This is a genomic window from Pseudomonas sp. 3B-A001-10F (assembly GCF_056313565.1).
Genome location: NZ_JBQYFW010000009.1, coordinates 177,275 through 187,297, shown reverse-complemented (window position 1 = coordinate 187,297; position 10,023 = coordinate 177,275). Strand labels below are relative to the sequence as shown.

Sequence of the window (10,023 nt, the reverse complement as noted above, 5' to 3'; positions counted from 1 at the left end):
GGCAGGAGCGACTACTCATCAAGGGCCGAGCGCTATCCGTGCTCACACTGAGCCCGGATACATTAGCGCAAGCTCGATTTACCGTTAATCGCTGCTGAGTGGCAGAAGATGGGCTGACCATACATTTGGTTACTTTTGGGGCGTTTGCCAAAAGTGACCCGCTGTAAGAGCGGAACCGTCAGCAGCAACACCCGCAGCAACGGATATTCACCCAAAACCCCAAGAACCTGGTCGGCCCACAGGCCGCCAAGTCAATGCGCCGTAACCCGCTGCCGCGCAGCAGAAGCACTCGGCGAAAGAGCCAAAGCCAACTGCGTCCGATTATGCATATGCGTCAACCGCAACACCTGCGAAACATAAAGCTTCACCGTGTTCTCGGTAATCCCCAACTCACAGGCAATCTGATAATTGGTCTGCCCCTTGCCCACCAACCGCGCCACATCCAATTGCCGCGGCGACAACTGATTGAAAATCTCCGGCATCTCCTGAGCCTCAGCCTCGACAGGCTCACCGCCCAACACATCACGAACCACCGCCGAAGGACTACGCCGCACCTTGTCCAGATCCTGATAAAGGTCATCAATCGACTCAGACAGATACTGCAACTTCTGATTCAAATGCCCCAATTGCAGATTCTTCTGCCGCTCCTGCAGCGCCGCCTCCTGACGCCGCACCCCGTCGAGCAACTCATCCAGATCAATCGGCTTCTGATAATAATCGGCAATCCCGGCACGCAATGCCTTGATCACATCCTGCTTGTCGGCACGCCCAGTGAGCATGATCGCCTCGAACACCCGACGCTTGCCCGCCAAACGCTGCAACGCCTGAATCAGTTGAATGCCATCCATGTCCGGCATGTGCAGATCACTCAGCACCAGACCGATTTCCGCGTCCTCACTGAAACACTCGATCGCCTGCAGACTGGATTCGCACGGCACACAGCGATAACCATTGCTTTCAAGAAACTCGCACAGCTCCTCCACGATCAACGGCTGATCGTCGACCACGAGGACTTTTACCGCAGACGTAAGCTTGTTCACGTGCTACTCCATGTCCCAGGCCAAAGCTGACCATTCCTGTACTGTCAGCCTTTGGCTGTATAACCAGTTCATTTGAAAGTAGACGTACTTTCCGACTATGTACATAGAACTAGTGGCGCTTGGCGACTAGTGGATCCAAAGCATAACGAACACTGCACCGACCAGCACGAACGGTGCAAATGGCAGCTTTTTTGACATGCCCGGGGCCAGATATCGCAGACGTTCTCTAAGCCCTTGACTCATATGGAGCCAGACTCTTGGCGCCAGCAGCATCCAGATCAGGCTGGCGAAGCCCGCCCCCATAAATACGCCAAGAATAAACAGACCGTCCGTCGCAAGACCGAGGGCTGTCATTAATTTCACATCGCCGGCGCCCATGCGACCCATGAAGAAACCCGGCAGGGTCAGCGCCAGCGCGATCAGGCAGGCCCAACCGCCCTGACCCGCCTCAGCGCCCAGCCAAGTGCTGCCGGTCCACAACAGCCAGATCAGCGCCAGCGCTGCCGCACCAAGCGTCAGCCCATTGGCAATGCGTCGCTGGCGGGCATCTTGCGCCGCGCACAGGCCCAGCCAGATCAGGAGGAGAAAACTGTACATCCGGTAAAAACCGTCCATTTTTGCGGAATGATTCTATGCTGAGACTACGCAGTGACAGTCAGGGTAGACGCACTCATGAAAACCGGCTTTCGCAAGTCGCAAAAAGGTGCGGTGGCGATTGAGTTCGCCTTGGTGTTCATCATCTTTTTCGCCGTGTTTTACGGCCTGGTCAGTTACAGCCTGCCCTTGGTGATGATGCAATCGTTCAATCAGGCCACGTCCGAAGCCGTGCGCCGCAGTGTCGCGGTCGATCCCAACACACCCAACTATTCAACCGTGGTGATCAACACCGCGAATGCCACGCTGACCCAGCAATTGTCCTGGATTCCGCCGGTCTTCAACCTGGTGATCGGCGTTGATACCAACACCCAATACAGCGCGTCAGGCCTGCTGACGGTGCGCGTGGATTATCCGGTCAGCAAGTTGAATCAGGTCATGCCGTTTCTGGTGCTTCCGGTGGTTGGTACAGTGCCCAATCTGCCCACCTATCTGACCGCCAAATCGAGTCTGCAATTTTGACGTCGGGGGACAAGCTCTTCGGGCGCTTGCTCAAACGCACACCACCCGCCGCCCACGAGTTGCCCGACCCACTCGGCTCACCCGCGACAGGCTTGCACCTGTACCTGAACGACGACGGTGACGTGCTGCAAATGGCCGGGCCGCTGCGGCATCTGCTGGCGCAGTTCAAACCTCAAGATCAACCCCTGCCACTCAGCACTTATCTGCTGCCCCACAACACGCTGACCATCGAAGGTCGGCCGAGGGAGTGGCAGGGGCTCTTGCTGGATCTCGACTTCTGCGGCCTGGGCGAGCAAACCGTGCACCTGCGTGGCTGGGTACAGCCGCTGGGCGACGGCTGGCTGATGCAGTTGATCGACATCGCTGACTTGCTGCTTGAACGCCAACAATCGCGTCAGCGTGATGCCTGCCAATTGCTCGCCGGGCAGGTCAGCGAACAGTTGCGCGCATGCAGCCAGGCGCGGTTGCCAGCGATCGTCAGCGAACAATTGCAAATGATCGCCCAGCGCTGGCACATCCCTTGTCTGGCGCTGGCCTTGCTCGATGATGAGCAGCAGGGCTGGCAGATCTATCGTCAGCATCGCGCCCACGATGCGCCGAACCTGTGGCACGACCAGCAACGTCTGGGCACGCCGCTGGACAGTCTGAACGGTGCCGCGCCGCAACGTGTCGGCGCGCATCAGGGCCTGGATGAACATTCGCGAGTGCAGGTTCTGTTCGGCAGTGCCGAAGGTTTCGCGGTGCCGTACAGCGATGAGCGCGGTGTGGTGGCCTGGCTGCTCTGCGGTTTTTATCCCGTGGAAAGCGTCGCGCCATACCTGAGCGAGCGCGACTGGATGACGCTGGCCGGCGCGCTGGCCGGGCCGTTGCTCGGCCGCCTGCGCGAACAGCAGCATCACTTGCAACTGGAGCGCATCGAAGCGTTGCAAACCCTGTTGGGTGCAGGCTGGTGGGAGATTTTGGCAGGCGACAAGCATATTCAACTGGCACCCGCGCTGGCGGCGGTCTTGAACGTGAACCCTGGCGGATTACCGCTGGAAGACTGGCTGACGCAAATCCATCCCGCCGACCGCGACGAGTTGCGCAGCCGTCTGCAAGCCTTGCAACAACACGGCGAAGCCCTGACGTTATCGGTACGCCTGCGCGGTGGTAATAACGAGCAGGCGCCCACGTGGTATCGCGTGCAGGGCCAAGTGATTGGTAACGGTACGCAACGGCGGTTGGTCGGTTTCATGCTCGACATCAGCGACATCCAGAACCAGCAACAACGGGCCGCCGCCGCGCATGCGCGGCTGGACAACCTGATTGCCAGCTCGCCCGCGGTGATTTACGTCCAGCACTACCACGAAGGCGCGCTGATCCCGGCGTTCTTCAGTGCTAGCCTGCAACCCTTGCTGGGGTGGAACCTTGAGGACTGCAGCGACGGCGCTCTGGTCGAGATGATCCATCCCGAGGATCGCGATGTGTATTTCGCCCGCAGCCGCCAGTTGCTGCGCGAAGGTTCGGTGCGCAGCCGTTATCGACTGCGCGACCGTCGCGGCGAGTATCACTGGTTGCTCGATGAAGCCCGTCTGCTGCGCAATGACCTCGGCCTGCCGGTCGAAGCGGTCGGTTTGTGGCTGGACGTCACCGAGGCGACCCTGGCAGCCGAACAGGTGAAAAAAAGTGAAGAGCGCTATCGGATTCTGGTGGAAGACTCGCCGGCAATGATCTGTCGCTATCGCCCGGATCTGATTCTGACCTTTGGCAACCGGCCGCTGGCGAAGTATCTGGAATGCACGCCGGAGGAACTGCCAGGGGTCGATCTGGGCAGCTGGATGTCCGAGGAACAACGTACTGCGTTCGTCCAGCGTCTCGCTGCACTGACTGTGGAGCAACCGGTGAGCACCGCGGAAATCAGCCTGCAACTGCCCGGCAGAGAACATGCCTGGTGGGTGTGGTCCGATCGCGGCGTGTTCGATGAGCACGGCCAGTTGATCGAAGTGCAAGCGGTGGGCCGAGACAACACCGAGGTGCGCCGCTCGCAACAGCAACTCACACAAAGCGCGAAAATGGCCACCCTTGGCGAAATGGCCACCGGCCTCGCCCATGAAATCAATCAGCCGCTGAACGTGATGCGCATGGCCATCGTCAACGTGCTCAAGCGCCTGGGCAACGGCGATGTGCAGGTCGATTACCTGACCGACAAACTCAACCGCATCGATGCGCAGGTGCAGCGGGCAGCGAAAGTCGTCGATCACATGCGCGTATTCGGCCGACGTTCGGAGATTGAGCAGCAACTGTTCAACCCGGCCTCGGCCATCGAAGGCACGCTGTCGCTGCTGGCCGAAGGCATGCGCGGCAAAGGCGTGGACTTGCGCATCAGCGAGACCGGCTTCGAGGTTCAGGTGCGTGGCTACGTCGATCAGCTTGAACAGGTATTGATCAATCTGATGGTCAATGCGCGCGACGCGTTGCTGAGCAAACGCGAGAAGGATTCATCTTTCAAACCGTGGATTTCGATCTATGCCGAACGCGATGAACAGTGCGTGCGCCTGTGGGTCGAGGACAACGGTGGCGGTATCGATCCACGCTTGCTGGAGCGGATCTTCGAGCCGTTCTTCACCACCAAACCGATCGGCGTCGGCACCGGGCTGGGGCTGTCGGTGAGCTACGGCATCATCGACAACATGGGCGGACGGTTGAGCGTGCGCAACTCGGTGGAGGGCGCGCGGTTCTGCATTGAGTTGCCGGTTGCCGTGGACGCCTAGATCACCAGATAGGCCTTGCCGGTCTGGCCGCAGGTCATGTTGGCACCGACGTCGACATCCATCAGGTTAATGCCCAGGCCTTTGAGCAGGTTGTTCAGCAGCGGGTCAAGCAACGGGCTGACCAGGTTGGTCACCACCGGCAGCAGTTTGCTGGTGACATCACTGATCAACGAGGCAACGCCGGTAACAACGGCACCCAATGGATTGCTGCCCTGGGGTTTGTAGACGATCAGGTTGATGCCCGCGAGGGTGTTCGACAGGCTGCCGACGATGTTACTGGTGGGTGCGGCCGACTGAATGCTCGGGGGCAATTTGAGGTTGGCCGGGGTGGCGAATGGCGTAGCGCTGGAGAACACCAGATCCTGATTGTTTTGCGCGACGCTGGTGTCGAGTTTGATCGCAATGCCGCCTGCGCCGTATTGCACGTGGGAGTTGGCGTCACAGCCGAACAGTCCGTAACAAGTCTCGATGCCCAGATCAATCAACGGCAAAGGTACGACCGTAGGTTCGGCTGCTGAAGAAAAGGCGTTGGTTGGGTCGATCTTCCCGAGCTTGAGGTCGGCGATGGACGTGATGGTGTGGGCTGTGAGGCTTTTACTGCCCGTGGTGCCTGTCGGGCAGCTGTAATCGGTGACATAGCTTTTCGCACCGCCGGCATCCAGGCTGATATCGATTTGCGGCGATGGCAACAGTCTCGGCGCAAGTTGCTCACATCCTGCCCCAAGCAAACACAGCACTGAATTGAGTGTCGCCGCCAGGTTGAGGCTCAGCAGCGCATTGAGCGTCGGGGTCAATGCGCCGACCAATCCCAACACCGCATTGGTCAGCCCCGTGACCCCGGACAGCACCGGCAGGCTCACCGACAACATCGTGCGCACCTGCGCCGTACGCACATAAATCCGGTCCGGCCCGGTTGGATTGACTTTGGCCCGCGCCGGATCGCCAATGGCGGAAAACTGCGGCGGCTCAATCACTTTCACCCGCACCGTGACATTCGCCAGCCCGAGCACGCTGATCGGCAACGTCGCCGCCACCGCACTCTTGCTGTTGGCCAGTTGCACCACGCCCTGAATCAGCTGCAGCAGTTGCAGATTGGCGTCCAGCCCCGCCGAAGTGGTACCGGTCTGCAATTGCAGAATGTCACCCAGTTTGACCGGCGCCGCGTTGACCGCCGCCACCTGCAATTGGCCCAGCGCAGTGATTACCTGGGCCGTCGCACCATTGAGTTGCACCACCGTCGCGGCGGCCTGAATCAGTTGCGTCACCGTGGCCTGGGTATTGAGCAACTGCGTGTAGTTGCCGGCCGCGACGTTGAGATTGATCGCCAGCTGATCAAGGTATTTCAGCAAGTTGATATCGGTGTTCAGCAGGCCGTCCCAGCCTAGCGCGGTGAGATTGACGTTACCGCCGAGCAGCCCGGAAAACAGCGGATTGAGGATGTTCGACTGGGCTGTATCGATGCTCGCCAGCGTGCTGCGAATATTCAGCTGGGCGACCGTTGGCTGCGGTTTGGCGGCCACCGCCGAGGCATTCAGCGTGGTATTGAGACTGACCGGTGTACCGCTGAACAAGGCTTGTACGCCGCCGGCAAAACTGGTGATCACCGTGCGACTGGCGACGACTTTGACCGCAGCCATTTGCGTGGCATCCACGGCGAACGTGCGTAAACCGCTGGCGGCAGTCACCAGGGTGCCGCACGTGGTGGCGAGGGTGTTGCTGGCGTCGACAACGTAGCCGTTGCGCACGGCGCTTTGCCCGGCGTAACTGGCAGCGCTCAGCCCCGGCAGGCAATTGCCGCCACGACTGACGGCTTCGAGGGCGGCGTTGTCCACCACCCGCTGCAATTTGCGTTGCTCCATGTACAAGCGGCCGGTGTCGACCACCAACAGCAGCATCACCACCGCCAGACTGAGGGTGGCCGCCGCCATCAAGCCAATCGCCCCGCGCTGCCGGGCCGGGCTGGTGAATCGCGAACGAGGCGACATGGCGCACTCCTTTGCCGCAAGCTCCATTGGTGCAACTGAGTGTAGACGCGCCTAATGGCAACGCGCCATTTCGAACAGAAACATCCCTGTGGGAGCGAGCCTGCTCACGAAGCCGTCGTGTCGGATAAATAACAGTTGAATGACACCCGGCTTTCGCGAGCAAGCTCGCTCCCACATTAGAATTTAGGATGGAACAAAAAATGGGAGCTCAACAGCTCCCACTTTTTAACGGATTCAGCGCGGTGGATAGTTGGCCAGAATCCGCCCGACAGTCTCGCGAATGGCATTGCTGCGATCTTCGGGATTCGGCTTGCCGGACAGCATCTGCTCATCGCTGCCGCGCCACACCAGTTTGCCGTCCTTGCCGTCGAGCAGGTCGATCTGGATGGTCGCGACCTTGTAGGTGATGTTGCGCGTTTCGTTGTACATCGGCGCGCCCCAGTAGCCGTTCCACGGGCCACCCCAACCGCCACCGTAATTGGTCGTCACTTGCTGCTGACGATCCTCGACAATCAGATAGGTCTGCACACTCAAATCACCCTTGGCGCCCGCCGCCGCTGGACGCAAACCGCGCTGGTCGAGCTGATCGGCGACGGCCTGGCGGATGCGCTGTTCGGTCAGGTCGCTTTTGATTCGTGGATCATCGGGACGATATTGCAGGGCGGGGTCTTTCCAGCTCCAGCTGCGATAGGCGGCAAAGTCGCGGCTGGCATCGAAGTCGTGGTTGACCTGGTTGGCGGCGCAGGCGCTGAGCAGCGCGGCCATGGCCAGTAGAGCGAGACGGCGGAACATGGTTTTTCTCCGGTTGAAGACATGAACCTGCGGCAGCTTCCCGTTGGCAGAAAGCTAACTCGGAGGATACGCCGACATGGCCTTTTCCACAGCTTCGCGGATCGAATCGGTGCGATCGATTTCGCTGCCCTTGTTCGCGGTTTCGGCACTGGCGCTCCAGACCGATTGCCCGCTGCCGGCGTCGAACAGATTGACCTGCACTACCACGACCTGCTCCGAATACGTACGCACGATCGGCACCGTGTTGTACATGCCATAACCGCGACCATATCGATCGTAGCCGCCGTATCCGCCGCCGTAGTAGCCGTAGTCGTCCTGGACCTGCCGCAAACGGGTTTCCAGCCGCAGATCGGCGCTGACCAACAGGTCGGCCGGGCGGTTGTCGTGCAACGGGCGCAAACCGCGCTGATCGAGGGCATTGCTCACCGCTTCGGCCACTTGCGCCGAGTCCGCCCACGCCGTACCCGGCGGCAACTGCCCGTTGAGCCAGGCCCAACTGCGATAGCGTCCGTAGTCACGCGGCGGCGCCGGGTAAGCGCTACGGTCGAAGGTGGTGGCGGCTTGCGCCGGCGCCGGCGGCAAGGGCCGCGACTGCGCCACGTACGGGTTGCTGCCCTGGCAGGCAGCCAACCCCAGACAGATCAGCAATAACCCGGATTGAGCTTTCATGTCGCGCTCCGATCAGATCGGCCGGCAGATCCAGTGCAAGTAGCGCCCAAGCCCGGCGAAGCTTGGGTGACGGCGGTGAGCGAGCTCCATCTCAAGCAAATCCGCGAGTTCGGCGCGGGCCTGGAATTCCACCGGCATGTAGTCGTGGAAAACCCGGATCCCGCTCTGGGTTTCGACCTGCCACAGGCCTTCGAGTTGCGTTGCCAATTCCCGTGGATCGAGGGGCTGTTGCGGGGTCAGGCTCTGCTTTTCCCCGGCCATGCTGTTCTTGCGCATTTTCTTGAAATGGCCTTTGAGCAGGTTGCGGTAGATCAGCGCGTCGCGATTGTAGAACGCCAGCGACAACCAGCCGTCGGGCTTGGTGAGTAGATGCAGCACCGGCAGGATCGCGTGAGGCTCGGCGAGCCATTCGAGCACGGCGTGGCAAATCACCAGATCGTAAGGTTCAGTGAGTTGCCCGAGCAGTTCCTGCCACGGCGCCTGGATGAATGTTGCGGTTTGCCCGGCGTCGGCGAAGCGCTGGCGCGCGCCGTCGAGCATCGGTGCGGCGGGCTCGGTGAAGGTTACGTCATGGCCGCGCTCGGCCAGCCACAGCGACATGTGGCCGAGGCCGCCGCCAATGTCGAGAACGCGCAACGGACGATCCGGCAGTGCCTCGATTAGGTCGGCCTGCAACACCGCGAGGCGAATCGCGCCTTTCGCGCCGCCATAGATTTTTTCGGCGAACCGCGTCGCCAACTGATCGAAATGCCGGTCGCTCATCAGCTGAACCGCCGTTCGCTGTCGGCAAGCTTGGCGCGCACCACTTCATTCATGTCCAGGCCCAACTCGCTGCACAGCAGCAACAGATACAACACGATATCGCCGACTTCCTGCCCGGCGTGGGCGAGTTTGTCGGCGGGCAACTGGCGCGACTGGTCTTCCGTCAGCCACTGGAAGATTTCCACCAGTTCAGACATTTCGACACTGGCTGCCATGGCGAGGTTTTTCGGGCTGTGAAATTGCCGCCAGTCATTACGGTCGCGAATGGCGTGCAGGCGTTCGGTCAGTTCAACAAGGTTCATCGGGTTCTCCTGAAGGCGTATAGCTTCGGGGGGATACCCACCAAAGGCAAGCGGCGCAGGTGATCTAATGTGGGAGCGAGCCTGCTCGCGAAAGCGCTGTGTCATTCAACCCATCAGTTAACTGATCCACCGTATTCGCGAGCAGGCTCGCTCCCACACAGAATGGGTGCAAACCTTCTATCATTCAGGGAACTCGGCCACCCGCGTTGTGGCCCAAGGCTCAGCTCTTTCATCAGGATGCACACATGCAGGTAGAAAGCTTTTTCGAATGGCTCGGGCAGGCGCTCGGTTCAGTCATCCGCTTTATCGTCGATGGCCTCAGTGGTTTGTTCAACATTCTGAGCAATGCCGGTGGCAACTTTGTCGACGGGCTGGCCAAGACGCTAGGGATGGACACCTCGATCATCAGCATCATCGCGCTGATCGTCGGGCTGATGCTGTTGTGGTCGGCGATTCGGGCGTTCATGAATGCGTCGATCATTGCCGGGATCATCTGGTTGTTGCTGGGGTTGTGGTTGTTGAGCTGGATTATTCATTAAACGCTTGAAGAGCCCCTCATCGGAACGCCGCCCGCCTAACCCTCTCCCGGAGGGAGAGGGGACTGACC

The 10,023-nt window shown here is 60.2% G+C and carries 10 protein-coding genes; 3 read left to right on the top strand and 7 right to left on the bottom strand.

Annotated features, from left to right (window positions below; all coding sequences use genetic code 11):
• Positions 1-251: 251 nt before the first annotated feature.
• Both AC0ZWN_RS11765 and AC0ZWN_RS11760 read right to left on the bottom strand, forming a co-directional pair.
• The gene (locus AC0ZWN_RS11765; RefSeq protein WP_476335135.1) at positions 252-1,040 is read right to left on the bottom strand and encodes a response regulator; all 789 of its coding nucleotides are present in this window, start codon (positions 1,038-1,040) and stop codon (positions 252-254) included.
• A gap of 126 nt (positions 1,041-1,166) precedes the next feature.
• Entirely contained in the window at positions 1,167-1,637 is a 471-nt protein-coding gene (locus AC0ZWN_RS11760) for a prepilin peptidase (RefSeq protein WP_476335134.1), read from the bottom strand.
• A gap of 75 nt (positions 1,638-1,712) precedes the next feature.
• On the opposite strand from AC0ZWN_RS11760, the gene AC0ZWN_RS11755 reads away from it, so the two are divergent.
• Positions 1,713-2,156: a TadE/TadG family type IV pilus assembly protein gene (locus AC0ZWN_RS11755; protein WP_095047370.1), complete on the top strand. Its 444-nt coding sequence runs from the start codon at positions 1,713-1,715 to the stop codon at positions 2,154-2,156.
• Positions 2,153-4,906 carry a PAS domain-containing sensor histidine kinase gene (locus AC0ZWN_RS11750; protein WP_476335132.1) on the top strand — a complete coding sequence of 918 codons (2,754 nt, stop codon included), beginning with the start codon at positions 2,153-2,155 and terminating at the stop codon, positions 4,904-4,906. Before AC0ZWN_RS11755 ends, AC0ZWN_RS11750 begins: the two co-directional genes overlap by 4 nt.
• On the opposite strand, the gene AC0ZWN_RS11745 is transcribed toward AC0ZWN_RS11750, so the two are convergent.
• The 5 genes from AC0ZWN_RS11745 to AC0ZWN_RS11725 form a co-directional block, all read right to left on the bottom strand.
• Positions 4,903-6,891, bottom strand: coding sequence for a pilus assembly protein TadG-related protein (locus AC0ZWN_RS11745; RefSeq protein ID WP_476335131.1), 1,989 nt, complete (start codon positions 6,889-6,891; stop codon positions 4,903-4,905). The genes AC0ZWN_RS11750 and AC0ZWN_RS11745 overlap by 4 nt on opposite strands.
• A gap of 234 nt (positions 6,892-7,125) precedes the next feature.
• A complete protein-coding gene (locus tag AC0ZWN_RS11740; RefSeq protein WP_476335130.1) occupies positions 7,126-7,683 on the bottom strand; it encodes a DUF4136 domain-containing protein in 558 nt (185 codons plus the stop codon).
• 54 nt (positions 7,684-7,737) lie between these two features.
• Positions 7,738-8,352, bottom strand: a complete 615-nt coding sequence (locus AC0ZWN_RS11735; RefSeq protein WP_476335128.1) for a DUF4136 domain-containing protein — start codon at positions 8,350-8,352, stop codon at positions 7,738-7,740.
• A 12-nt stretch (positions 8,353-8,364) separates the two neighbouring features.
• On the bottom strand, positions 8,365-9,114 hold the full coding sequence (locus AC0ZWN_RS11730) for a methyltransferase (RefSeq protein ID WP_476335127.1): 750 nt from the start codon (positions 9,112-9,114) through the stop codon (positions 8,365-8,367).
• Entirely contained in the window at positions 9,114-9,416 is a 303-nt protein-coding gene (locus tag AC0ZWN_RS11725; protein WP_007914625.1) for a MazG-like family protein, read from the bottom strand. The genes AC0ZWN_RS11730 and AC0ZWN_RS11725 overlap by 1 nt, the downstream gene beginning before the upstream one ends.
• A gap of 245 nt (positions 9,417-9,661) precedes the next feature.
• Here AC0ZWN_RS11725 and AC0ZWN_RS11720 point away from each other — a divergent pair, with 245 nt between their 5' ends.
• Complete coding sequence (locus AC0ZWN_RS11720) at positions 9,662-9,955, top strand: hypothetical protein (protein ID WP_007914623.1); 294 nt, start codon at positions 9,662-9,664, stop codon at positions 9,953-9,955.
• Positions 9,956-10,023: the final 68 nt, after the last annotated feature.